The organism is Streptomyces sp. NWU339 (assembly GCF_003143855.1).
Taxonomy (GTDB): domain Bacteria; phylum Actinomycetota; class Actinomycetes; order Streptomycetales; family Streptomycetaceae; genus Streptomyces.
Map to the genome: position 1 here is coordinate 38932 of NZ_QFRK01000043.1, position 25608 is coordinate 64539.

General features: G+C 70.9%; 9 protein-coding genes. All 9 read left to right on the top strand.

Annotated features, from left to right (window positions below; all coding sequences use genetic code 11):
- Positions 1-703: 703 nt before the first annotated feature.
- The 9 genes from DIZ27_RS33975 (at position 704) to sbnB (ending at position 25590) form a co-directional block, all read left to right on the top strand.
- Positions 704-1681 (top strand): ATP-binding cassette domain-containing protein, encoded by a 978-nt coding sequence (locus DIZ27_RS33975; protein ID WP_109382256.1) that lies wholly within the window; start codon positions 704-706, stop codon positions 1679-1681.
- Positions 1682-1693: 12 nt separating this feature from the next.
- Positions 1694-2482, top strand: coding sequence for an ABC transporter permease (locus tag DIZ27_RS33980; RefSeq protein WP_109382257.1), 789 nt, complete (start codon positions 1694-1696; stop codon positions 2480-2482).
- A 280-nt stretch (positions 2483-2762) separates the two neighbouring features.
- Entirely contained in the window at positions 2763-7430 is a 4668-nt protein-coding gene (locus tag DIZ27_RS33985; protein ID WP_109382258.1) for a non-ribosomal peptide synthetase, read from the top strand.
- Positions 7427-22417 (top strand): non-ribosomal peptide synthetase, encoded by a 14991-nt coding sequence (locus DIZ27_RS33990; protein ID WP_219933680.1) that lies wholly within the window; start codon positions 7427-7429, stop codon positions 22415-22417. The genes DIZ27_RS33985 and DIZ27_RS33990 overlap by 4 nt, the downstream gene beginning before the upstream one ends.
- 31 nt (positions 22418-22448) lie before the next feature.
- The gene (locus tag DIZ27_RS33995; protein ID WP_109382260.1) at positions 22449-22667 is read left to right on the top strand and encodes an MbtH family protein; all 219 of its coding nucleotides are present in this window, start codon (positions 22449-22451) and stop codon (positions 22665-22667) included.
- A gap of 73 nt (positions 22668-22740) precedes the next feature.
- Entirely contained in the window at positions 22741-22998 is a 258-nt protein-coding gene (locus tag DIZ27_RS34000; RefSeq protein ID WP_109382261.1) for an acyl carrier protein, read from the top strand.
- Positions 22999-23049: 51 nt separating this feature from the next.
- The gene (locus DIZ27_RS34005) at positions 23050-23577 is read left to right on the top strand and encodes a DUF3995 domain-containing protein (protein WP_109382262.1); all 528 of its coding nucleotides are present in this window, start codon (positions 23050-23052) and stop codon (positions 23575-23577) included.
- The gene (gene sbnA / locus DIZ27_RS34010; RefSeq protein WP_109382263.1) at positions 23577-24581 is read left to right on the top strand and encodes a 2,3-diaminopropionate biosynthesis protein SbnA; all 1005 of its coding nucleotides are present in this window, start codon (positions 23577-23579) and stop codon (positions 24579-24581) included. The genes DIZ27_RS34005 and sbnA overlap by 1 nt, the downstream gene beginning before the upstream one ends.
- 1 nt (position 24582) lies before the next feature.
- A complete protein-coding gene (gene sbnB / locus DIZ27_RS34015; RefSeq protein ID WP_109382264.1) occupies positions 24583-25590 on the top strand; it encodes a 2,3-diaminopropionate biosynthesis protein SbnB in 1008 nt (335 codons plus the stop codon).
- Positions 25591-25608 lie beyond the last annotated feature (18 nt).

Consider the following 25608-nt stretch of genomic DNA (forward strand, 5'->3'; position numbering starts at 1 on the left):
CCAGGAGCCAGCGAGGGAACGGGCTCACGCCCGGAGCGGTCGTCGCGCCCGCGGTCTTGTCGAACGCCCGGCGGATGGCGGATAGTTCCAGCCCCGATCCACGAATGCCATCAGCGTGGAAGGCCGCTCCAAAGGGTGGGCTCGCGCCGACTGGTGTGAGCGGGGAAAGGCGCGGGCGTGCTCAACAGAACACACCGTCAGTCGACCTGGGTAAATTGCCGGTTAACCGCCTTCGTGCCACAAATAGGTGCCCTCCCAAGGTATGTGAGCGGATGTCAGGGACGTGCGGAGCCGGAGCTGCACCTGCAAGGGTTTCGATGGTTTACTCGATGTTCCCTTGGTGTATGAATTTGATGTGTAATCGAAACGATAGATGTCGAGCACATGTATCAATGGGTAGAATTTGCCGCTCGAGGGGGGGAACGGTGTGGATGAAAGGGGGTGAAAGCGGATGAGGTTCTGGTGGCCGGCCTTCGACCCCTCTGTTGCCGGAGGTTAAATTATCGGCGGGTTTTGATTTGGTTTCCGGGTGATCGCTTGACAGGGGCGTGGGGCTGTTGATGTAGTGACGCTGCCACTCGAGAGGGAAATTCTTACCGGCATTTTGCGGTAGATGACGAGGGGCGCGAACTTCTTTGCCAATGCGGTTGCATGTCGTTGATTACAGTACTGCGTGCCCATATTTCGTGGGGTGCAGAATGCAATGCCAAGTGCGTTGAGGTGTGAATTCGTGGAAATCGGCATAGAAGCCGAAGGGATTCGAAAGAGATACGGGGATCACGAGGCGCTGCGCGGTGTGGATCTTTCTGTCCCCACCGGAACGCTCCTCGGCATCCTCGGTCCCAACGGGGCAGGCAAGACAACCATGGTGCGGGTGCTGGCCACACTTCTGGAAGCCGACGAGGGCCGTGCGCGCGTCGCCGGATACGACGTGCGCACCCAGCCGCGCGAGGTACGCCGCCGGATCGGCCTCAGCGGCCAGTACGCGGCACTCGACGAAAGGCTCACAGGCCGGGAGAACCTCCGGCTCATCGGGGTGCTCTTCCGTCTGGGCCGCCGCATTGCGAAGGACCGCGCCGATGCCCTGATCGACCGGCTCGACCTGGGTCGTGTCGCCGAGCGGCAGGTCAAGACGTACTCCGGCGGTACCCGAAGGCGGCTCGACCTGGCCGCCAGCCTCATTGCCGACCCCAAGGTCCTCTTCCTCGACGAGCCGACCACCGGCCTCGACCCGACCAGCAGACTCGTCCTGTGGGACATGATCCGCGAGCAGCTCGCCGGCGGTGTCACGGTCCTGCTGACCACCCAGTACCTCGAGGAAGCCGACCAGCTCGCCGACCGGGTCGCCGTGATCGACGGCGGCCGGGTGATCGCCGACGGCACCTCCGACGAGCTCAAGGCCAAGGTCGGCGGCGAACGACTCGAAGTGACGGTGCAGGACGCCGCCGCGACCCCCGCCACCGTCACCGCACTGCGGGATGTCACCGCCACGGAGCCGGTCGTCGAACAGAACGGACGCGTGGTCTCCGTAGCCCTGCGGGACCAGCTCAAAACGGTGGCCGAGGCAGCGTCCGCCCTGGACGCCGCCCAGGTGCGCCCCGCCGGATTCGCCGTACGGCGGCCCTCGCTCGACGATGTGTTCCTCGCCCTCACCGGCGGTACCACCAGCAAGGAAGGGTAGGGCGAGGGCGCCATGGAACTCGTCAGCGATGTCTCCGCACTGTTCGGCCGGCACATGAAACACCTGGCCCGCATCCCGGAGAAGCTCCTCAGCGTGACGCTGATGCCCGTCGCGTACGTGGCCGTCTTCGGTGTCCTGTTCGGCAGCGCGATCTCCGTGCCGGGCAGCGACTACCGCTCGTATCTGATGGCCGGCATCTTCACCCAGATGATGCTCACCAACGTGGGCAACACCGCGCTCGGGGTCGCCGGAGATCTCGGCAACGGTGTGGTCGACCGCTTCCGCTCCCTCCCCATGTCCCGGTCGGCCGTACTGATCTCACGCACCCTGTCCGATCTGACGCTCGCGGTCATCGCCTGCGTCACGATGGCCGTCGTCGGGTACCTCATCGGCTGGCGGGTGCACAACGGCCTGCCGAAGGCCGTCGCCGCATTCGGGATTCTGCTGCTGCTCGGCTATGCCATGTCCTGGCTCGGCGCGCTCATCGGCCTGCTGGCGCGCAGTGCCGAGGCGGTCAACTCCATCGCGTTCATGCTGGTCATGCCGCTCACCTTCCTCTCGAACGCGTTCATCCCCCTGAACGGCCTGCCGGACTGGCTGCGCTTGCTGTGCGAGTGGAACCCCGTGAGCGCCGTGGTGGCCGCCTGCCGTGAGCTGTTCGGCAACACCTCGACCGGCACCGGCAAGAGCGCGCTCCCCGTCCAGTACCCCATCCCGCTCTCCCTCGTGCTCATCGGACTGCTGCTCGCAGTGGTCGTCCCCGCAGCCGTCGGCGCCTATCGCAAGGCCGCCGCCCGCTGAGCCGCCCCGGGCTCCCGCGGGCCCGCCGGCCGACGTCCCTTTGATGTCCCGTTCCAGAGTTACGCCATCACTGTTCCCGGTGCACTCGTGGGTAATTTCAGGTGCTCTCCGCCCGGGAAATGGCTTGCGGAACGACATCTCCGAGCGTGAGTTGGTTTCCGCTCCGTTAACCCGCCTAGATTTTGATTTCCTCCGATCTCTGATTTCCTCGCGCCGGATTTCCCTGCGCCGCGCTCGATTCGTTATCGATGCACAATCGAACGACCAGGACGGATAAACCATGACCGGTTATCAGATTGCCAGCCTGCCGCTCACGGCCGCGCAGTCCGGTATCTGGCTTGCCCAGCGGCTTCGGCCGACGAATCCGCTCTTCAATATCGCCGAGTACATCGATATTCACGGCGAGATCGATCCCGTACTTTTTGAGAGCGCGCTGCGCCGCACCGTGACCGAGGCGGAAACGCTGCGGATCCGGGTCGTGGAGGAGGACGGCAGGGCGGCACAGGTCGTCGAAGAGTGTGCCGACTGGAGCATGTCGTTCGTCGACGTCAGCCACGAGGGCGATCCCCGAGCCGGCGCCGAGAGCTGGATGCGCGCCGACATGCGCCGGCCGGTCGCCCCCACGAACGGCCCGCTGTTCGCCTTCACGCTGTTCAAGGTGGCGGACGACCGGTACCTCTGGTACCAGCGTTACCACCACATCGTCATGGACGGCCTCGGCCTGTCCCTCGTCGGCCGCCGCGTCGCCGAGGTCTACACCGCGCTGGCAGCTGGACTTCCCTGCCCCCCATCGCAGTTCGGCTCCCTGACCGAACTCCTCGACGACGAGGCGGCGTACCGGGCCTCCGACCGGTTCGCCCGCGACCGCGTGTACTGGATGTCGCGCTTCGCCGATCGGCCCCACGCCGCCAGCCTGGCCGAGCGTACGCCGGCCCTCCCCGAACGGCTGGAGCGCCAAACCGCCTTCCTCGACGAGGCGACGCTGGCCGAACTGCGCGCCACCGCGCGCGAGGCGGAGGTCGCCTGGCCCGCCGTCCTGGTTGCGGCGTTCGCTGTCTATCTGCACCGGATGACCGGCAACCGGCAGGTGGTCCTCGGCCTGCCGGTGATGGCCCGAGCAGCCGGGCGTGCTCGCACCATTCCCGGGATGATGTCCGGCGTCCTGCCGTTCCGGCTGGACCTGCACCCCGGCACCACCGTGGCGGAAGCCGTCCGCCAGGCGTCCGGGGAACTGCGCCGCGCGCTGAAGCACCAGCGCTATCGCGTCGAGGACCTGCGCCGGGACCTCGAACTCTCCGGGGACGAACACCGTCTCGTCGGCCCGCACGTCAACATCGTCATGGTCGACTACGACCTGAGCTTCGCCGGCCACCGCGGCACAGTGCACAACCTCGGCGGCGGCCCCGTCGACGATCTGTCGCTCGTCGTGGACGGTCGTGGCACCGGCACCGCCGAGCACGGGCAGCCCGAACACGGCCGGGGTACGGCCGATGGCCTGCGCATCGACCTGGACGGCAATCCGGAGCTCTACGGTCCCGACGAACTCGTCGGCCACCAGCGGCGCTTCCTCGGCCTCCTCGGCCATTTCACCCCCGACGGGCTCGACAAGCCCATCGGCGGACTTGAGCTGCTGACCGTCCAGGAACGCGAACGCGTCCTCGTCGAGTGGAACGCCACCGCACAGGCGACGCCGACCGCCTCCCTGCCCGAGTTGTTCGAAACACAGGCGGTCCGCGCCCCGCAGGCCCCGGCGGTCGTCTTCGAGGGCGAGACGCTGACGTACGCGGAAGTCAACGCCCGCGCCAACCGGCTCGCCCGTCTGCTGATCGCGCACGGCGCCGGTCCCGAAAGCGTCGTGGCGCTCTCCGTGCCCCGCTCCGGCGAGATGATCGTGGCGCTGCTCGCCATCCTCAAGGCCGGCGCCGCCTACCTTCCGGTGGACCCCGGTTATCCGGCCGAGCGGATTGCCTACATGCTCGACGACGCCGGGCCGGCGATCGTGCTCACGGTCACCGGGACGACCGCGACCCGGACCGCGGCCGACGGCAGCGGCCGGACCACACTGCTGCTCGACACCCCCGAGATGGCCGAGCTGCTCGCCGGACACCCCGAACACAACCCCGCCGACGCCGAGCGCACCGCCCCGCTGCGGCCGCAGCATCCCGCGTACGTGATCTACACCTCGGGCTCCACCGGACGGCCCAAGGGGGTCGTGGTGTCCCATTCCAGCGCCGTCGACCTCGTGGCCTGGGCGGCCAGCGACCTCGGACCTCGGCAGCTGAGCCGCGTCCTCGCGTCGACCTCGCTCAACTTCGACGTCTCCGTCTTCGAGGTGTTCGGGCCGCTGTGCTGCGGCGGCAGCATCGAGGTGGTGCGAGACCTGCTTGCCCTTACCGAGCGGACCGCGGACGGATGGTCGGGCAGTCTGGTCAGCGCCGTGCCGTCGGCGATCGCCCAGGTACTTGCACACGGCGAGGTGAACGCCTCTGCGGAAACCGTCGTGCTGGCCGGTGAGGCCCTTTCCGCCCACGCCGTCAGTGCCATCCGCACCGCCATCCCGGGCTGTCGCATCGCCAACATCTACGGCCCGACCGAGGCCACCGTCTACGCCACCGCCTGGTACAGCGACCGCGAGGCGGACCCCGGCGCACAGGCACCGCCGATCGGCCGCCCCCTCTCCAACACCCGGGCGTATGTGCTCGACTCGGGGTTGCAGCCGGTGCCCGTGGGCGCTACAGGCGAGCTGTACCTCGCAGGCGACGGCCTCGCTCGTGGGTATCTGCGTCGTCCGGGTTTGACGGCGGAGCGGTTTGTGGCGGATCCGTTCGGTGGTGCGGGCGGCCGGATGTATCGCACGGGTGATGTGGTGCGGTGGCGTGCGGACGGGGCGATCGAGTATGTCGGTCGTGCGGATGAGCAGGTGAAGGTCCGGGGTTTCCGGATCGAGCTGGGGGAGATCGAGGCGGTGCTGGCGCGGCATCCGCGGGTGCGGCATGCGGCGGTGATCGCCCGGGAGGACCGGGCGGGTGTGAAGCAGTTGGTGGCGTATGTCGTGGTCGACGGTGCGGCGGATGCCCCGGAGGGCGGGGAGCTGCGGAGGCACGTGGGTGCGGAGTTGCCGGAGTACATGGTGCCGGTGGCGTTCGTGGTGCTGGAGCGGTTGCCGTTGACGCCGAACGGCAAGCTGGACCGGCGTGCTCTGCCGGCGCCCGAGTTCGGGTCGGCGGTCACGGGGCGGGCTCCTGCCACGGTGCGGGAGGAGGTGCTGTGTGCGGTGTTCGCCGATGTGCTGGGGGTGGAGCGGGTCGGCGTGGACGACAGTTTCTTCGACCTGGGCGGGGACAGCATCGTCTCCATCCAGCTGGTCAGCCGGGCCCGTGCCGCCGGTCTGGCCCTCACCCCGCGCGACGTCTTCCAGCACCGCACGGTGGCCGCACTCGCCGCGGTGGCCATGGACGTGGACGACGCAGCGGCGCCGGTCTTGGACGACGGCGTCGGTGTGGTGCCGCTGACGCCGATCGTGCACTGGTTGCGGGAGCGGGGTGGGCCCGTCGACGGCTTCCATCAGTCGATGCTGGTGCGCACGCCGGCCGGACTGACACTGGAGCGTCTGACGGCGGGGCTGCAGACGGTGCTGGATCACCACGACGCGTTGCGGCTGCGGCTGAGACGCGGTGACGGCGCGTGGGAGTTGGAGGCGGCGCCGCGGGGTGCGGTCGATGCGGCGGGTGTGGTCCGGCGGGTGACCGATCCGGATGAGCTGACCGGTGATCCTCTGCGGGGGTGGCCGTTGCGGCCGGACGCGGGGGAGATGGTCCGGGCGGTGTGGCTGGATGCCGGACCAAACGTGCCGGGCCGGTTGCTGCTGGTGCTGCATCACCTGGTGGTCGACGGGGTGTCGTGGCGGATTCTGCTGCCGGATCTGGCCGCGGCGGTTCAGGGCCGGGACCTGGAGCCGGTCGGGATGTCGCTGCGGGGCTGGGCCCAGCGCCTCACCGCGCTTGCCCAGGATCCGGCCCGTCTTGAGGAACTTCCGTTGTGGACGGAGGTGTTGGAGGGTCCTGATCCGGTGATCGGGGCGCGTGCGCTGGATCCGGTGCGGGACACGGTGGCCACGGTGCGGCATCTGCGGCTGACCTTGCCGCCGGAGCGGACCGAGCCCTTGCTGACGCGGGTGCCCGCGGTCTTCCACGGTGGTGTGAACGATGTCCTGCTGACCGGCCTGGCGCTTGCCGTCGCCGACTGGCGGCGCCGCAAGGGGCATCCGGAGGCGGCCGGTGTGCTGGTCGATCTGGAGGGCCATGGCCGCGAGGACGTCGTCGGGGGCGCCGATCTGTCGCGCACGGTGGGCTGGTTCACCAGCCTGTATCCGGCGCGGCTGGAGCCGGGCGTGGCCGACTGGAGCGAGGTCTGGGCCGGCGGTGCGGAGGCCGGGCGGGCGCTGAAGCGGGTCAAGGAGCAGTTGCGTGCCCTGCCCGACAGCGGGATCGGCTACGGTCTGCTGCGCTATCTCAACCCGGACACCGCGCCCCGGCTGGCGGCGCTGCCGGCCCCGCAGATCGGTTTCAACTACCTCGGCCGCCTCGCCTCCGGCACCGACACCGACTGGGCAGCGGCGCCGGAAGCCGAGGGGCTCGGCGGTGGAGCGGACGAGGCGATGCCGCTGCCGCACGTGCTCGAGATCAACGCGCTGACCGAGGACGGGCCGGACGGCGCCCGGCTCGGCGCCGTATGGAGCTGGCCGGACGGGCTGCTCACCGAGGAGGACGTGCGGGACCTCGCCGAGACCTGGTTCCGCGCCCTGGACGCCCTCGCCGCCCATGCCGAACGGCCGGGAGCCGGCGGACACACCCCCTCCGATCTCACCCTGGTCTCCCTCACCCAGGACGAGATCGACGCATTCGAAGACGAGCTTGAACTTGGAACCGAGTGGGAGATGCCGAAGTGAGCCAGCAGTCAAGGGTTGAAGACATTCTGCCTCTGTCGCCCCTGCAGGAAGGGCTTCTCTTCCACGCGGTGTACGACGCCGAGGCACCGGATGTGTACACCATGCAGTTCACCTTCGACCTCGTCGGCCGGGTGGACGTGGACACACTGCGGACCGCCGCGGCTGCCTTGTTGCGCCGCCATGCGAACCTGCGCGCCGGATTCCGCAGACGCAAGACCGGCGAAGCCGTCCAGATCATCCATCGCGAGGTGGAACTGCCCTGGGACGAGCGGGATGTGAGCCACCTCGACGAGGACGCGCAGGCGGCCGAGATCACCCGGATCGCGGCGGAGGAGAAGTCCCGCAGGTTCGACCTCGCGGCGCCGCCGCTGGTGCGCTTCGTGGTGGTACGGCAGGCGCCCGAGCGGTACCGGCTCATCCTGACCAACCATCACATCCTGCTCGACGGCTGGTCGATGCCCCTGCTGGCGCGGGAGCTGTTCACGCTCTACGCGCGTGGCGGCGACGACGCCGGACTGCCCCGGACCACCCCCTACCGCGACTACCTGACCTGGCTTGCGGCACAGGACCGGCAAGTGGCCGAGGAGGCGTGGAAGCGGGCACTGGACGGGGTGGACGGTCCCACGCTGATCGCTCCCGACGCGGGCGAGAAGCGCGACGCGGTGCAGCCGCAGCAAGTGATGCTGGAGCTGTCCGCCGAACTGACTGCCGCACTGGGGATGTTCGTACGCGCCCGCGGGCTGACGACGAACACGCTGGTGCAGGGCGCCTGGGCGGTGCTGCTCGGCCGGCTCACCGGCCGGAGCGACATCGTCTTCGGCGGCACGGTCTCCGGTCGCCCGCCGGAGATCCCAGGTGTGGAATCGATGGTGGGTCTGTTCATCAACACGCTGCCGGTCCGGATCGTGCTGCGGCCGCAGGAGACCCTGGCGCAGCTGCTCGCCCGGGTCCAGGACCAGCAGTCGGCGCTGATGGAGCACCAGCATCTGGGACTGCACGAGGTGCAGCGGCTGGCCGGCACCGGTGAGCTGTTCGACACCCTGACCGTCTTCGAGAACTACCCGCTGGACCCCGCCGGTCTGGATCTGCCCGGCACCGGGCTGCGCATCGAGGGCGTCGACGTCAATGACGCGACGCACTACCCGCTCACCCTGGCGGTGATCCCGGGCGACCGGCTCACCCTGCGGCTGGACCACCGCCCCGACCTGGTGGACCACGACACCGCCCAGGGGCTGGCCTCCCGCCTGGGGCGGCTGTTGGAGGCGATCCTCGCCGACCCGGCCCAGCCGGTGGCGGCGGTCGACATCCTGGAGTCGTCCGAGCGCGCGCGGCTGCTCGTCGAGTGGAACGCCACGTCCCGCGACGTTCCCCGGGCCGGGCTCGGTGAGCTGTTCGAGGCCCAGGCCGAGGCCACCCCCGCCAACGACGCCGTGGTCTTCGACGGCGGCGCACTGACCTACGCGGAGCTCAATGCCCGCGCCAACCGGCTCGCACGGCTGCTGATCCAGCGGGGTGTCGGCCCGGAGAGCATCGTCGCCCTCGCCCTGCCCCGGTCCGTGGACATGGTGGTGGCACAGCTCGCGGTGCTCAAGGCGGGCGCCGCGTACCTTCCGGTCGACCCCGACTACCCGGCCGAGCGCATCCGGTTCATGCTTCAGGACGCCCGTCCCGAACTCGTCGTCACGGACGGCACCACCCTCGCGGTCGAGGGGGAGCGGCTCGACCTCGACGCGCCCGAACTGCCTTCCCTGCTCGGCGCGTTCGAGGCCGGCAACCTGGTCGACGCGGACCGTACGGCCCCGCTGCGGCTGGACCACCCGGCGTATGTGATCTACACCTCCGGTTCGACCGGCACCCCCAAGGGGGTCGTGGTGCCCCACACCGGTCTGGCCGCCTTCGCCACCGCGGCCGTGGAGAACTTCGCCGTTGATGCCCGGGCACGAGTCCTGCAGTTCGCCTCGCCCAGCTTCGACGCCGCCGTTCTGGAACTGTGCATGGCGCTGACCTCCGGGGCCGCGCTCGTCGTGCCGCCGTCCGGGCCGCTGGCGGGGGAGGCCCTCGCCGAGGTGCTGGCCGGGCAGCGGATCAGCCACGCTCTCATCCCGCCGACCGCCCTGGCCTCCGTACCCGCCGAGACGCCGCTGCCCGACTTCCGCTCCCTGATCGTCGGCGGTGACGCCTGCTCCGCGGAGCTGGTGGCACGCTGGTCGTCCGGCCGCCGGATGGTCAACGCCTACGGCCCGACCGAGTCGACCATCGCCGCGACCATGAGCGGCCCGCTGAGCGGGGAGCTGACGCCGCCGATCGGCAGGCCGGTCGTCAACACTCAGGTGTACGTGCTCGACGCCGGGCTGCGGCCCGTCCCCGTCGGTGTGGCGGGAGAGCTCTATCTCACGGGCGACGGACTGGCCCGCGGCTATCTGCGCCGCTCCGGGCTGACGGCGGAGCGGTTCGTCGCCAACCCCTTCGGCGCCCCGGGCTCCCGCATGTACCGCACGGGTGATGTCGTGCGCTGGCGGGCCGACGGCACCCTGGACTACCTCGGGCGCGCCGACGAGCAGGTGAAGATCCGGGGCTTCCGCATCGAGCCGGGTGAGATCGAGACCGTGCTCGCCCGCCATCCGGGCATCCGGCAGGCCGCCGTGATCGCCCGCGAGGAGCGCCCCGGCGTCCGCCGGCTGGTGGCCTATGTGGTGGGCGAGGCCGACGCGGCCGAACTGCGCGAGCACGTGGCCGGTGACCTGCCCGCCCACATGGTCCCGTCGGCGTTCGTCCGCCTTGACGCGCTGCCGCTGACCCCCCACGGCAAGCTGGACCGCAAGGCGCTGCCCGCCCCGGAGTACGGCCCGGTAGCAGCCGGACGGGCCCCCGCCACGCCGCAGGAAGAGGCCCTGTGCGCGGTGTTCGCCGATGTGCTGGGGGTGGAGCGGGTCGGTGTCGACGACGACTTCTTCGAGCTGGGCGGCGACAGCATCGTCTCCATCCAGCTCGTCGGACGTGCCCGTGCCGCCGGACTGCTCTTCACCCCGCGCGATGTGTTCCGGCTGCGGACCGTGGCCGCGCTTGCCGCCATGGCCACCCCGCAGGAGCAGACGTCGGCGACCGCCGAACCGGACGATTCCGGTATCGGCGTGGTGCCGCTCACCCCGATCGTGCACTGGCTGCGGGAGCGCGGCGGGCCCGTCGACAGCTTCCATCAGTCGATGCTGGTCCGTACTCCGGCCGGGCTCGATCAGGCGCGGCTGACCGCGGCGCTGCAGGCCGTGCTCGACCACCACGACGCCCTGCGGCTGCGACTGACCCGGACCGGCGGCATCATCTGGAGCCTGGAGGTGGCCGGGCGGGGGGCGGTCGACGCCGCCGAGTGCCTGACCCGCGTGGAGGCGGCCGGACTGGGAGGCGAATCGCTGCGCACGGTGGTCGCCGGACACCAGGGCATCGCACAGGCTCGGCTCTCGCCCGAGAAGGGCGCCATGGTGCAGGCCGTGTGGTTCGACGCCGGGCCGAAGGAGAGCGGCAGGCTGCTGCTCGTCCTGCACCATCTGGTCGTCGACGGTGTCTCCTGGCGCATCCTGCTGCCCGACCTTGCCGCCGCCTGCGAGACCGTCATGGCGGGCGGCACCCCGCGCCTTGCGCCGGTGGGCACCTCGCTGCGGCGCTGGGCCGAGCAGCTCGCTACGCTCGCCCAGCACCCGGCTCGGCTGGACGAACTGCCGCTGTGGACCGCCATGCTCGACGCCCCGGATCCACTGATGGGCAGCCGCGCCCTGGACCCCGCGCGGGACACCGTGGCCACCGTCCATCATGTCGGCCTCACCCTGCCGCCCGAGCGCACCGAGCCGCTGCTGACGCGCGTGCCCGCTGCCTTCCACGGCGGAGTCAATGACGTCCTGCTGACCGGTCTGGCGCTGGCCGTCGCGGACTGGCGCCGACGCAGGAACGAGGACGCGACGGTCCCGCTCCTGGTCGACCTCGAAGGCCATGGCCGTGAGGGCGTCGTCGACGGCGCCGACCTCTCCCGCACCGTCGGCTGGTTCACCGACCTGCATCCGGTACGGCTCGATGCGGACGTGACGGACTGGGCCGAGCTGTGGGCCGGCGGCCCGCAGGCCGGAGCGGCCCTCAAGCGGGTCAAGGAACAGCTGCGCGCCCTGCCCGACAACGGCATGGGCTACGGGTTGTTGCGCCACCTCAACCCGCAGACCGGCCCCGCGCTCGCCCGGCTGCGCACCCCGCAGATCGGCTTCAACTACCTGGGCCGGTTCCCCGCCGCCTCCGCCGCGGACGAGGCCGCCGACTGGTCCCCGGCTCCGGAGGCGGACGGCCTCGGCGGCGGTGTCGACCCCGCCATGCCCGTCCCGCACGCCCTGGAGATCAACGCGCTCACCCAGGACCACACCGACGGGCCGCGGCTGACCGTGACCCTGTCCTGGCCCGGCGACCTGCTGACCGAGGAGGACGCCCGCGATCTGGCCGACACCTGGAGCCGTGCGCTGGACGTCCTCGCGGCCTACGCCCAGCGCGCGGAGGCCGGCGGGCACACCCCGTCCGACCTGCCCCTGGTCTCCCTGAGCCAGCAGGAGATCGACACGGTGGAGCGGGCCCGTCCCGGGGTCGCCGATCTGCTGCCGCTGTCGTCCCTGCAGGAGGGTCTGCTCTTCCACGCCCTTTACGACGCGCAGGCGCGCGACGTCTACACCGTGCAGCTGTTGCTGGACGTGACGGGGCCGCTGGACACGCAGGCGCTGCGGCGCGCGGCCCAGGCCCTGCTGGAGCGCCACGCCAATCTGCGCGCCGGTTTCTGGCACGAAGGACTGCGCACCCCGGTGCAGTTCGTGCCCCGGCCGGACCAGGTCGAACTGCCCTGGCACGAGCACGACCTGTCCGGTGTCCCCGCCGGACGGCAGGACGCCGACATGGAGCGGCTGCTCGCCGAGGACCGGGCCCGCCGCTTCGACTTGACCGCGCCGCCGCTGCTGCGCATCACCGTGATCCGGCTCGGCGCCGACCGCTACCGGCTGGTGCTCACCAACCACCACATCCTGCTGGACGGCTGGTCCACACCGCTGCTGGCCCAGGAACTGTTCACGCTGTACGCGTCGGGCGGCAGCGACACCGAACTGCCCCGGGTCGCCCCCTACCGCGACTACCTGACCTGGCTCTCGGAGCAGGACCGCAGTGCTGCCGAGAAGGCGTGGAAGCAGGCCTTGGAAGGCGCCGAGCCGACCCTGCTCGCGCCCGCGGACGCCGGCCGTGAGGCCGCGATACCGGAGAAGGTCACCGTCGAGCTGTCCGCGGAGCTGACCGCCGCGCTCACCGAACGGGGACGGAGCCTTGGGCTGACCACGAACACGTTGGTGCAGGGCGCCTGGGCGGTGCTGCTCGGCCGGCTCACCGGCCGCCAGGACGTCGTCTTCGGTGCCACCGTCTCCGGCCGCCCGCCCGAGATCGCCGGTATCGAGACGATGGTGGGCCTGTTCATCAACACCCTGCCGGTCCGGGTCGCGCTGCGGCCCGACGAGCCGCTGTCCGCGCTGCTCGCCCGGATGCAGGAGCAGCAGTCGCTGTTGACCGACCACCAGTACCTCGGCCTCACCGACATCCAGGGCATCGCTGGCACCGGCGAACTCTTCGACACGCTCACCGTGTTCGAGAACTACCCCCTCGACCCGGCCGCGCTGGAACTGCCCGGCACCGGCCTGGGCGTCCTCGGGATCGACGGCCGGGACGCCACCCACTACCCGCTGACCCTGGTCGCCCTCCCCGGACAGCCCGGCCAGGGCCTCGAACTGCGGCTGAACCACCGCGCGGACCTGCTCGACGCGGGGGCCGTGCAGGACATGGCCGACCGGTTGCTGCGGCTGCTGGAGCTGATCACCACCGACCCGGACCGGCCGGTCGGACGGATCGACGTGCTCAGCGCCGACGAGCGCGCCCGGCTGCTGGCGCAGGGGAGCGGAGACGTGCCGCCCCGCTCCGCCGCCCACGAAACCGTCCAGCGCCGGTTCGCCGAGCAGGCGGCCCGCACCCCCGACGCGGTCGCGTTGAGCACCGCCGACGGCCAGGAGTTGACGTACCAGGAACTCGACGCCCGCGCCAACCGGCTGGCGCACCGGCTGATCGCCCTCGGGGTGCGCCCGGAGACCCCGGTCGCCGTGATGCAGAAGCGCTCCGTCGAACTGGTGGTCTCCATCCTCGCCGTGCTGAAGGCCGGCGGCGCCTATGTGCCCCTGGACGCCCGTTACCCGCAGTCCCGGCTGCGGCTGATCGTCGAACAGACCGCCGCCGCCGTGCTGCTCACCGACCGCGCGATGAACGCGGACGCCCGCGCCTTCCCGCACGAGGCCCGGCTGCTGGTCGTCGACGACGACCCCTCCCTCGAGGGCGAGCCGGACATCGATCCCGGCGTCGAGGGACACCCCGAACAGCTCGCCTACGTCATGTACACCTCGGGCTCGACCGGCACCCCCAAGGGCGTCGCCGTCACCCACCACGACGTGCTCAGCCTCGCCTTCGACGGCGCCTGGGACAACGGCAACCACACCCGGGTGCTGCTGCACTCGCCGCAGGCGTTCGACGCCTCCACCTACGAACTGTGGGTGCCGCTGTTGCGCGGCGGCCACATCGTGGTGGCGCCGCCCGCCGAACTCGACGTCCGTGACCTCGCCGAGGTCATCGTGGGACGCGAGGTCACCGGGCTGTGGCTGACCGCCGGACTCTTCCGGCTCCTGGCCGAGGAGCGGCCCGAGTGCTTCGCCGGCGTCCGCGAGGTGTGGTCCGGCGGCGATGTCGTCCCCGCGGCCATGGTGCGCAGGGTGCTGGACGCCTGTCCCGGACTGGTCTTCGGCGACGGCTACGGCCCGACCGAGACCACCACGTTCGCCGCGTACCACCGGATGCGCGCGGAGGACACCGTCCCCGACACCGTGCCGATCGGCGGGCCGCTGGACCACATGCGGCTCTACGTCCTCGACGACCATCTGGCCCTCACCCCGCCCGGAGTCGCCGGTGAGCTGTACATCGCGGGCGCCGGGCTTGCCCGCGGCTACCTGGGCCGGCCCGGACTGACCGCGGAGCGCTTCGTCGCCGATCCCTTCGGGCCCGCCGGGGCGCGGATGTATCGCAGCGGCGACCTGGTGCGCTGGACGGCTGGGGGCGTGCTCGAGTTCGTGGGCCGCGCCGACGAACAGGTCAAGGTCCGCGGCTTCCGCATAGAGCTCGGCGAGATCGAGGCGGTCCTGGCCCGCTTCCCGGGCCTGGCACAGGTCGCCGTCGTGGTCCGCGAGGACCAGCCGGGCGACAAGCGCCTGGTCGCCTACGCCGTACCGGCCGGCGACAGCGCCGCACCGGACCTGTCGGCACTGCGCGATCACGCATCGGCCGCGCTGCCCGCCTACATGGTTCCCGCTGCCTTCGTCGCCCTGGACACCCTGCCCGTCACCACCAACGGCAAGCTCGACCGCCGAGCCCTGCCCGCACCGGACTATGCAGCCGCCTCCACCCGCCGGGCACCGCGCACCCCCGAGGAGCGCACGCTCTGCGCGATCTTCGCCGAGGTCCTGGGCCTGGCGGAAGTCGGCGTCGACGACAGCTTCTTCGACCTCGGCGGCCACTCCCTGTTGGCCACCCGCCTGGTCAGCCGGGTGCGCTCGGCGTTCGGTGTGGAGCTGGCGGTGCGCAGCCTGTTCGAGGGCCCCACCCCCGCCCGGCTCATGGAGGCCATCGCCCAGGCATCCCGGGCCCGCGCCGCGCTGCGGCCCGCCGAGCGCCCCGAGTTGATCCCCATGTCGTACGGCCAGCAACGGCTGTGGTTCCTCAACCGGCTGGAAGGCGCCGCGTCCCCGTACAAGATCCCGATTGCCCTGCGGCTGCGCGGAAGCCTCGACCACGATGCCCTCCAGGCCGCGCTGGGTGACGTCGTGGAGCGGCACGAGGCACTGCGCACCGTTTTCCGGGAGACTGGCGGCACCCTCCACCAGGTGGTGCTCGACGCCGGCGCGGCCACCCCGGTCCTGACCACGCGGACCGTCACCGAGGAGGAACTCCCCAAGGAGCTGCTGGCCGCGGTGGCGCCCGGCTTCGACCTCGCCGTCGACCCGCCGCTGCGGGCCACCCTGTACGAACTCGGTCCGGACACCAACGTCCTGCTGCTGGTCCTGCACCACATCGCGGGTGACGGCTGGTCGATGAGCCCCCTCGCCCGCGACTTCTCCCTGGCCTACACCGCCCGGCTGAACGGCGGGGCGCCCGAGCAGGATCCGCTGCCCGTGCAGTACGCCGACTACAGCATCTGGCAGCGCGAGATCATGGGCCGCGAGGACGACCCGGACAGCACCGTCTCCCGGCAGCTGGACTTCTGGACCCGCACCCTCGCCGGGCTCCCCGACGAACTGGAGCTGCCGGCCGACCGATCCCGGCCCGCCGTCGCCACCTACCAGGGCGGCACCCTGATGTTCCGGCTCGAGGAAGAGCTGCACAACGGGCTGCTCGGCCTCGTACGGGACAACGAGGTCAGCCTGTTCATGGTGGTGCAGGCCGGGCTCGCGGCACTGCTGACCCGGCTCGGCGCCGGCAACGACATCCCGCTGGGCAGCCCGATCGCCGGCCGCAGCGACGAAGCCCTCGACGATCTCGTCGGCTTCTTCGTCAACACCCTGGTGCTGCGCACCGACACCTCCGGCAACCCCACCTTCCGCGAACTGCTCGCCCGCGTCCGGGACGAGGACCTGGCGGCCTACGCCCACCAGGACATCCCCTTCGAGCGGCTGGTGGAGGTCCTCAACCCCACCCGCTCGATGGCACGCAACCCGCTGTTCCAGGTCATGCTGGTGCTCCAGAACAACCTGCAGGCCGATCTGCGGCTCCCCGGCCTGGACGTCACCGTGGAGACGGCCGGCGCCCACGCCGCCCAGTTCGACCTGTCCTTCGACCTGACCGAGCGTTACGCCGAGGACGGCGCGCCCCAGGGCCTGGACGGCCGGTTCGACTACAGCACCGACCTGTTCGACCGGGCCACGGCAGAGCGGCTGCTGGGCTGCTTCGTCCAGTTCCTTCAGGCCGCCATAGCAGAGCCGGACCGCCCCTTCTCGGAGCTGGACATCCTCGACCCGGGGGAGCAGCGGCAGTTGCTGCTCGACTGGAACAGCACCCAGCGGGACACGGACATGCCCGGAGTCGTGGAGCGGGTCCGGGAGATCGCCGCGCGCACCCCGCGGGCCACCGCCCTCACCGACGACGAAGGCAGCGTCGACTACGCCACCCTGGCCGGCCGTGCGAGCGCGCTCTCCCGCAGGCTGCTGGTGAGCGGCGCGGATGCCGGCTCGGTCGTCGCGATCCTTTCCGACCGCACCGTCCGGGTGCCCGTCGCCGTCCTCGCCGTCCTGGGCATCGGTGCCGCCTATGTGCCGCTCGACCCCCGTGCCCCGCACCGGCGCAGCGCCGGGATGCTCGCCGACAGCGGCGCCAGGTTGCTGCTGGCCGCGCCCGAACACCTTGATGCGGCCAGGGAACTGGCGGCGGCCGCCGCGGTCCCCGTCGAGGTGCTGGCACTGGACGACGAGGCCGACGACGGCGACGAGCTGCTGCCCGTCATCGGAGGCCCGGATCACCTCGCCTACGTGATCTTCACCTCCGGCTCCACCGGCCGCCCCAAGGGGGCGATGGTGCACCGCCGCGGCATGGTCAACCACCTCCTCGCCAAGATCGAGGACATGGGGATGACGGCCACCGACAGCGTGGTGGCCAACGCCCCGCTGACATTCGACATCTCGGTGTGGCAGATGCTGGCCTCACTGGTCACCGGCGGCCGGGTACGCCTGGTCGGCGAGGACACCGCCCTGGACCCGCAGGCGCTGTTCACCCGGGTCGCCGACGAGCGCATCACCGTCCTGGAGGTCGTCCCCTCCCTGCTGCGCACCGCACTGGACGCCTGGGAGCTGGGCGCCGAGCCCGTCGAACTGCCCGAGCTGCGCTGGCTGATGGTGACCGGCGAGGCCCTCCCGCCGGACCTGTGCGGCCGCTGGCTCACCCGCTACCCGCACATTCCGCTGGTCAACGCCTACGGTCCGACCGAGTGCTCCGACGACGTCACCCACGCCGTCATCGACGCCACCACCCCGCTCGGTGACGTGCGCGTGCCGATCGGCGCCGCGATCCGCAACACCCGCCTGTACGTCCTGGACAACCGGCTCCAGCCGGTCCCGGTCGGTGTCCCGGGCGAGCTGTACGTCGGCGGCACCGGCGTCGGACACGGCTACGTCGGCGACCCGCGGCGCACCGCGGTCACCTTCGTGCCCGACCCCTTCGCCGACGAGCCCGGCAGCCGCCTCTACCGCACCGGCGACCGGGTGCGCCGACTGCCCGACGGACAGCTGGAGTTCCTCGGCCGGCTCGACCACCAGGTCAAGATCCGCGGACAGCGCATCGAACTCGGCGAGGTGGAGGCCGCACTGCGCGCCGTCCCGGCCGTGACCGACGCGGTGGTCACCGTCGGCACCGACCCCGCCGGACAGAGCCGGCTCGTCGGCCACATCGTCGGCGCGGTCGACCCCCGCCAGGTGCGCACCGAACTCGCCGGGGCGCTGCCGGAGGCGATGGTGCCCGCGGCCCTCGTGGTCCTGGACGCACTGCCCCTCACCCCCAACGGCAAGGTGGACCGCAAGGCCCTGCCGGCCCCGGATTTCGGGGCCCTGGCCGGCGGCTCCCGACGGACCCCGCGCACCCCGCAGGAAGAACTGCTGTGCGAGGTGTTCGCCGAGGTCCTCGGCCTGCCCCGGGTCGGGCCCGACGACGACTTCTTCGACCTGGGCGGCCACTCGCTGCTCGCCACCCGCCTGGTGAACCGGATCCGGTCCGTCTTCGGGGCCGAGCTCCAGGTCAGGTCCCTGTTCGAGACGCCCACCGTGGCCGGGCTGGCCGCCTCGCTCAGCGTGGGCACGGGCGACCGGGCGCCGCTGGTCCCGGCCGAGCGGACGGGGCGGATCCCGCTGTCGTACGCCCAGCGCCGGCTGTGGTTCCTCAACCGGTTCGACGGAGACAGCGCCGCCTACAACGTGCCGCTGGCCCTGCGCCTGACCGGTGCTCTCGACCGCGAGGCGCTGCGCGCGGCCCTCGGCGACGTGATGGCCCGGCACGAGAGCTTGCGCACCGTCTTCCCCGAGGCCGCCGGCCCCGACGCGGCCGGCGGCGCTCACCAGGTGATCGTGGACATCGAGACGGCCAGGCCGGTGCTCCCGGTCACGGACACCGACGAGGCGTCGCTGGCCGGGCAACTGGCGCAGGAGGCCGCCGCCGGATTCGACCTCACCCATGAACTCCCGCTGCGGACACGGCTGTTCGCGCTGGCACCGGATGAGCATGTGCTGCTCCTCGTGATGCACCACATCGTCAGCGACGGGGCCTCCGCGGCGCCGCTCGCCCGCGACCTGGCCTGTGCCTATGAGGCCCGACGAGCCGGCGAGGCGCCGCGGTGGACACCACTGCGGGTGAACTACGCCGACTACAGCATCTGGCAGCGCCAGGTCCTCGGCGAGGAGAGCGACCCGGACAGCCCGATCTCCCGGCAGTTGAAGTTCTGGCACGACCGTCTGGCCGGACTGCCCGACCAGTTGGAGCTGCCCACCGACCGCCCCCGCCCCGCGGTCGCCACCGGGACGGGCGGCACCATCCCCGTGGCCATCGGTCTGGAGCTGCACCAGCGCCTGACCGAACTCGCCCGGGACAACCGGGTCAGCCTGTTCATGGTGGTGCAGGCCGGGCTCGCGGCACTGCTGACCCGGCTCGGCGCCGGCAACGACATCCCGCTGGGCAGCCCGATCGCCGGCCGCAGCGACGAAGCCCTCGACGATCTCGTCGGCTTCTTCGTCAACACCCTGGTGCTGCGCACCGACACCTCCGGCAACCCCACCTTCCGCGAACTGCTCGCCCGCGTCCGGGACGAGGACCTGGCGGCCTACGCCCACCAGGACATGCCGTTCGAGCGGCTGGTGGAGGTCCTCAACCCCACCCGCTCCCTGTCCCGGCACCCGCTGTTCCAGATCGCCCTGGCCTTCCAGAACCCCACCGTGGTCGGCCAGGAGGTCACCGGACTGACCGTGACCGGCGAACCGCTCGGCAACGGCAGCGCCAAGTTCGACCTCTCGGTCAGCCTCAGCGACCGGCGGGACGACGGCGGCGGCTGCCAGGGCATCGAAGGCCATGTCGTCTACAGCGCCGACCTGTTCGACGCGGACACCGTCACCGCCCTCGTCGCCCGGCTCGTGCGGCTGCTGGAGGGGGCCGTGGCCGCCCCGGACCAGCCGATCGGCCGGATCGATCTGCTCGACCCCGCCGAACGCGCACGCATGCTGGACACCTGGAACGACACCGCAACGGACGTCCCCGCGGTGACCCAGCCCGAACTGTTCCAGGCCCAGGTGGCCCGCACCCCCGACGCGCCCGCCCTGGTCTTCGGCGACGAGGAGCTGTCGTACGCGCAGCTCAACACCCGCGCCAACCGGCTCGCCCGCTTCCTCATTGACCGCGGCGTGGGCCCGGAACGGTTCGTCGCCGTCGCCCTGCCCAGGTCGGCACGGCTCGTGGTGGCCCTGCTCGCCATCCTCAAGGCCGGCGGCGCCTACGTGCCGGTGGACCCGGCCTACCCGGCCGAGCGGATCGCGTTCATGCTCTCCGACACGGACCCGGCGCTGCTGCTCACCGACGCCGCCACCGCCGTCGGGCTGCCGGACGGCAGCGAGGACCTCGAGCGGGTCCTGCTGGACGACCCCGCCACCGAGGAGCGCATCGCCCGCTTCGACGCCACAGACCCCGACGACCGCGACCGGCTCGCGCCGCTGCGCCTGGCCAACCCGGCCTACGTCATCTACACCTCCGGCTCGACCGGGCGGCCCAAGGGTGTCGTGATCCAGCACACCTCGCTCACCGACTACCTCGCCTTCGCCGGAGGCGACTACGACGGGGTGCGCGGCACGGCGCTGCTGCACTCGTCGATCTCCTTCGACCTGTCGGTGACCGCCACCCATGTGCCGCTGACCGTGGGCGGCACCGTCCACGTCCTCAGCGACCTGCAGGATGCGGACCCACACGCGGCCGAGGCGCTGCGTCGGCGCCCCTGCACCTTCCTCAAGGCCACGCCCAGCCACCTGCCGGTCCTCAGCACCCTGCCCGAGGAGTTCGCACCCACCACCGAACTGCTCCTCGGTGGAGAGCTGCTGCTGGGCGAGCGGGTCGACTCCTGGCGCACGGACCATCCCGGTACCACGGTCCTGAACATGTACGGACCCACCGAGACGACCGTCAACTGCAGCCAGTACCGCATCGAACCGGGCACAGAGATCCCGCCGGGCCCGCTGCCCATCGGCGGCCCGATGCCCAACACCCGGTTCCACGTGCTCGACGACCACCTCGAACTGGTGCCGCCGGGAGCGGCCGGAGAGCTGTACGTCGCAGGCGACTGCCTGGCCCGCGGCTATCTTGGCCGCCCCGACATGACGGCCGCCCGGTTCGTGCCCGACCCGTTCGGCGCCCCCGGCTCCCGCATGTACCGCACCGGGGACGTGGTGCGCTGGAATTCCGACGGCACCCTGTCCTTCCTGCGGCGCGTCGACGACCAGGTCAAGCTGCGCGGCTTCAGGATCGAGCTCGGCGAGGTCGAGGCCGTCATCGACCGCCACCCGGCCGTCGCCGGGTCCGCGGTGATCGTTCGCGAGGACCGCCCCGGCGACCAGCGCCTGGTCGCCTATGTGGTGGCCGCGCCCGGAGCCGAACTCCCGGCCGGCCCCGAACTGCGCCGCCACACCGCCGCGGACCTTCCCGAGTACATGGTCCCGAACGCGTTCGTGCCGCTGGATGCGCTGCCGCTGACGCCCAACCGCAAACTGGACCGCCGGGCCCTGCCCGCCCCCGAGTCCTCCGTGGCGACCGGCGGCCGGGCACCCCGCACCCGCCAGGAGCGGCTGCTCACCGAGCTGTTCGCCGAAGTCCTCGGAGTGGACCGGGTGAGCATCGACGACGGCTTCTTCGACCTCGGCGGCCACTCCCTGCTGGCCACCCGGCTCATCGGCCGGGTGCGCGCCACCTTCGGCGTGGACATGGCCCTGCGCACCCTGTTCGAGGCCCCTACCGCGGCGGAGCTCGCCGAGCGGCTCGGCACCGAGGACGACGACGGTCCGGGCGCGTTCGACGTCCTGCTGCCGTTGCGCCGCGGGGGCAGCCGCCCGCCGCTGTTCTGCGTCCACCCGGCCAGCGGCTTCAGCTGGTCCTATGCCGGGCTGATGCGCCACCTCGGCCCCGACCACCCGATCTACGGCCTGCAGTCGCGGGGCATCGCCGAACCCGGCGAACTGCCCGTCGGCGTCGAGGAGATCGCGGCCGACTACCTGAAGCAGGTGCGCACCGTCCAGCCCACCGGCCCCTATCTGCTGCTCGGCTGGTCCTTCGGTGGACTGGTGGCCCACGCCATGGCCGAACAGCTCCAGCGCGCGGGAGAGAAGGTCGCCCTGCTGGCCATGCTCGACTCCTTCCCGAGGCTCCCCGCGAGCCACGGGGGCCCGGTGCAGCCGGGGGAGGAGGACGCGGTTCTGTCCCGGCAGGAGTTCCTCGCCGGCATGCTCGACCTCGCCGGCTACGACCGCCAGAGCCTGGGCGGGCAGCCGCTGGAGCACGCCCGTGTCACGGAGATCCTCCGCGGCCAGGGAGGCATCCTCGGCAGCCTCGAAGAGCGTCATGTCGCCGCGCTGTACGAGGTGTTCGAGAACAATTCACGTCTCGCACGCGGCCATGTACCCGGTACCTACGTCGGGGACGTGCTCTTCTTCGAGGCGACGCTCGGCAAGCCCGAGCACGCCCCGAGGCCCGGGATCTGGGCGCCGTTCCTTGAGGGATCCATCGACGTCCACGCAGTCCGGTCCGCACACGACGACATGACCCAGCCGGAGCCGCTCGCCGAGATCGGCCGGATCCTCGCCGCCAGGCTCCGCGACTTCACCTGAAGATCCACAACGCACAGAGAGACACAACGAGATGAGTAACCCGTTCGACGACGCGGACGCCACCTACCTGGTGCTGGTCAACGACGAGGGCCAGCACTCCCTGTGGCCGGTCTTCGCCGAGGTGCCGGCCGGCTGGACCACTGTCCACGGCCCCGACGGCCGCCAGGCGTGCCTTGACTTCATCAACGAGAACTGGACCGACATGCGTCCCAAGAGCCTTGTCGAGGCCATGGGCAAGGCCGCTTCCTGACGGCCCGCAGACCATCCCCCACACCGCATTTCCAACGAAGAAAAACACCAGAAACACCTGAAGGAGAACACCCATGTCTGAAGCCCGTGACCAGCACCTGGACGAGCTGCGCGAGATCGTCGCCGAGGTGCTCGAGGTTGAGCCGGAGGAGATCACCGAGACCGGTTCGTTCGTGGACGAGTACGAGGCGGACTCGCTCCGGGCCATCGAGATCCTCGCCAGGATCGAGAAGAAGTACAAGATCGACATCCCGCAGTCCGCGCTGCCCGAGATGGGCAACCTCAAGGCCGTCTACGACGTCGTGGCCGCGCAGGCCGGCTGGCAGGACTGACCCTTTCCACCACGGCGACGACGTCACGAGGGAAGAGAGCAGACGACGGACATGAATGTTCCAACAGCTCGGGAAACCGGCGGACGGCAGAGGGCCTGGGCCGGATACACGGCCGCGGTACTGGCCTTCGTCTTCGGCTTGTTCAGTTTCTACTGGGCGGCCGGAGGCACCTTCGCCCTCGACACCCTCGGCGGCGTGATCCAGCGGATGGCCGCACGACGGGACCCCGGATTCATCGCCGTCGTCTGGATCACCGGCGCACTCAAGGTCGCGGGTGGTCTCTTCTCGCTGTCGCTCGTCCGGCCGTGGGGCCGCGTCGTCCCCCGCCCGCTGATGCTCACCGCGGGCTGGGGCGGCGCGGTACTGCTGATCGTCTACGGGGCCCTGCAGGTCGGCAGCCTGCTCCTGGTGGCGTTCGGCGTGCTCACGCCGTCCGACCCCGTCGAGTGGAAGCCACTGCTGTGGCGTCTGTTCGTCTGGGACATGTCGTTTCTGGTGTGGGGAATCCTGCTCTTCCTCGCCACCCGGACCTATGTGATGAACCATCCGCGGCGCCCAGAAAGGCGCGTAGGACATTGATGTACGACACCGCGCAGGACTTGGTCCTTGACCGCGTCTTCCTGCGGCTCGACGGACTCGTCCCCGACATCCGGCTGCTGCTCAAGATCGAGGGTTTCAACCCGGCCGGCTCGATCAAACTGAAGACCGCCATCGGCCTCATCGAGGACGCCGAGCAGTGGAACCTGCTCCGGCCCGGCGGCCACATCATCGAATCGTCCTCGGGCAACCTGGGGGTGGCACTGAGCTCCGTGTGCGCCGCCAGGGGATACCGTTTCACCTGTGTGACCGACCCGAACACCTCGCCGCAGAACGCCGCCCTGATCCGGGCCTTCGGCGCGCAGGTGGTGGTCGTCGACACCAAGGACGCCAACGGCGGATTCCTGCAGTCGAGGATCGACTACATCCAGGACCGGCTCCGGGAGGATTCCTCCCTGTTCTGGCCGAACCAGTACGCGAACGAGGCCAACCCGCGGATCCACCGCAGCCGTACCGCCGCGGCCATCCTCGCCGACGTCCCCAAGGTCGACCATCTGTTCATCGGCGCCGGCACCACCGGCACCCTGATGGGCTGCGCGGCCTTCTTCCGCGAGCGCTCCCCGCACACCCGGATCGTCGCGGTGGACACCGCCGGATCCGTCACCTTCGGCTTCCCTCCCGGGAAACGGCATCTGCCCGGCCTGGGCACCAGCCGCAGGCCGGAGCTGTGTGACCCCGACCTGGTCGACGACGTCGTCGTCGTCCCCGAGACGGAGGCGATCCGCATGTGCCGCACGATCGCCAGGAGCCGGGGCATCGCCGTGGGCGGCTCCACCGGTTCCGTCCTCGCGGCCGTGGCGCGCAAGGGCCCGGGACTACCGCCCGGGTCCACTGTGGTGGCCATCGCCCCCGACACCGGGGACCGCTATCTCAACACCATCTACAACGACGCCTGGGTCGAGGAACGGTTCGGACACCACGCCCTGACCCCGCCGGGGACGGACGACCACCCGGACGCCGACGGCTCACTGCTCCTGAAAGGCTGACATGTTCGACTTCCATGTCGTCAGCGGCGAAACCGCCCGCCGCGTCATCGGCCGGTCCCGGTCGAGGATCGTCGACGAGGTACGGGACACCTACCTCACCCATGACCTGGGTGACTCGGTCAACCCCAACAGCTACTTCCTGCGCTTTCCCGATAAGCCTGACAGTCGTATCATCGCCCTGCCCGCCTATCTGGGCGGCCGGCACTCGGTCGCCGGCATCAAGTGGATAGCGAGCTTCCCCGCCAACATCCAGCGCTCGGTGCCGCGCGCCTCGGCCGTCCTGCTGCTCAACGACTACGAGACCGGCTACCCGTTCGCCTGTCTCGAGGCTGCCCAGATCAGCGCGGCCCGCACCGCGGCCTCCGCCGTGCTCGCCGCCGAGACGTTCAGCGCCGCCCGCAGCGCCCGGCGGCTCCTGGTGATCGGCGCGGGTGTCATCGCCCGCAACATCCTGGAGTTCTTTGTCGACCGCGACTGGCAGATCGACGAGGTGCTGGTGCACGATCAAGATCCGCGCTACGCTGAGTCGCTCACCGCGTACGTGTCCGGCACCCTCGGGCGCGAGGCACGTACCGCTCCTGACCGGGACAAGGCGATCGCGGAAGCGGATCTGGTGGTGCTCGCCACCACCGCCGCGGAGCCCCATCTCACCCGGCCGGGCACCTTCGCACCCGGCCAGCTCGTCCTCAACATCTCGCTGCGGGACATCGGTCCCGAGATCATTGCGGACTCGTACAACATCCTGGACGACATCGACCACTGCCTCACCGCGAACACCTCGCCCCATCTGGCCGAGCAGAAGTTCGGCCACCGCGACTTCATCAACGGCACCCTCGCGGACATGATCCGCGGCCGGCGCCGGGTGCTGCGCGACCGGCCCGTCATCTTCTCGCCCTTCGGCCTCGGCGTCCTCGACCTCGCCGTCGGCGCGTTTGTGTACCACGCGGCCCTCGAGGACAAGGAAACCACCGCCATCGAGGGGTTCTTCGGCGAGACCACCCGATGGTGAACCCCCGCCGCCGGTGAA

Coding starts and splice junctions, on each gene's coding strand:
- DIZ27_RS33985 (WP_109382258.1), top strand. CDS start 2,763: ATGACCGGTTATCAGATTGCCAGCCTGCCGCTCACGGCCGCGCAGTCC.
- sbnB (WP_109382264.1), top strand. CDS start 24,583: ATGTTCGACTTCCATGTCGTCAGCGGCGAAACCGCCCGCCGCGTCATC.
- DIZ27_RS33995 (WP_109382260.1), top strand. CDS start 22,449: ATGAGTAACCCGTTCGACGACGCGGACGCCACCTACCTGGTGCTGGTC.
- sbnA (WP_109382263.1), top strand. CDS start 23,577: ATGTACGACACCGCGCAGGACTTGGTCCTTGACCGCGTCTTCCTGCGG.
- DIZ27_RS34005 (WP_109382262.1), top strand. CDS start 23,050: ATGAATGTTCCAACAGCTCGGGAAACCGGCGGACGGCAGAGGGCCTGG.
- DIZ27_RS34000 (WP_109382261.1), top strand. CDS start 22,741: ATGTCTGAAGCCCGTGACCAGCACCTGGACGAGCTGCGCGAGATCGTC.
- DIZ27_RS33975 (WP_109382256.1), top strand. CDS start 704: ATGCCAAGTGCGTTGAGGTGTGAATTCGTGGAAATCGGCATAGAAGCC.
- DIZ27_RS33980 (WP_109382257.1), top strand. CDS start 1,694: ATGGAACTCGTCAGCGATGTCTCCGCACTGTTCGGCCGGCACATGAAA.